1 protein-coding gene is annotated in these 876 nt (G+C 67.9%); it reads left to right on the forward strand.

Annotated features, from left to right (window positions below):
• The coding region (locus NKH33_RS33135) for an integrase core domain-containing protein (protein ID WP_352923743.1) at positions 1-876 on the forward strand (876 nt) is incomplete at both ends.

Genomic DNA, 876 nt, shown 5'->3' on the forward strand with positions numbered 1-876 from the left:
GGAGGTCGAAGCAGCGGCGCTTTCGGTGCGGGCGGCACATCCGGCCTGGGGCGGGCGCAAGATCGCCCGGGTCCTGGCGCGCCAGGGGATTGGCTGTCCGTCGCCCTCGACGGTGACCGGCATCTTGCGTCGCAACGGCGTCGAGCTCGGGGCGCTGGGCGGCGGGGCAAAGCCCTTCATCCGCTTCGAGCACGAAGCGCCCAACGATCTGTGGCAGATGGACTTCAAGGGTCATGTGCCGTTGCGCGCCGGGCGCCTGCATCCGCTGACCGTGCTCGACGACCATTCGCGGTTCTCGATCGTGCTGTCGGCCTGCTCCGACCAGACCACCGAAACCGTGAAAACGCGCCTGATCACGGCCTTCCGCCGCTATGGCCTGCCCTTTCGTATCGCCACCGACAACGGCCCGCCTTGGGGCGATGGCGGCCGCAACGACTTTACCCTGCTCGGCGTCTGGCTGATCGAAATCGGCATCGCCATCGGGCATTCCAGGCCGTATCATCCCCAGACGCTGGGCAAGGAGGAGCGCTTTCACCGCACGCTCAAGGCCGAGGCGCTGCAGGGACCGCCGTTCGAGAACCTGGCGGCGGCCCAGCGGGCCTTCGACCGCTGGCGCCACATCTACAATGCAGAGCGCCCGCACGAGGCGATCGACGGCGCCGTGCCGCTCGACCGCTACCGGTCTTCCCCGCGCGACTTCAGGGAGACCCAGCAGCCCTTCGACTATGCGCCCGGCGACCATATCCGCAAGATCCAGCAGAAGGGCGCGACCTCGCTGTTCGGCCGCCACTTCAAGATCTGCAATGCCTTCGCCGGGCGCGCCGTCGCCTTCCGTGCGACCGACAAGGACGGCGTCTTCAACGTCTTCTTCCGCCA

The organism is Mesorhizobium sp. M1182, assembly GCF_040318335.1.
Classification (GTDB): domain Bacteria; phylum Pseudomonadota; class Alphaproteobacteria; order Rhizobiales; family Rhizobiaceae; genus Mesorhizobium.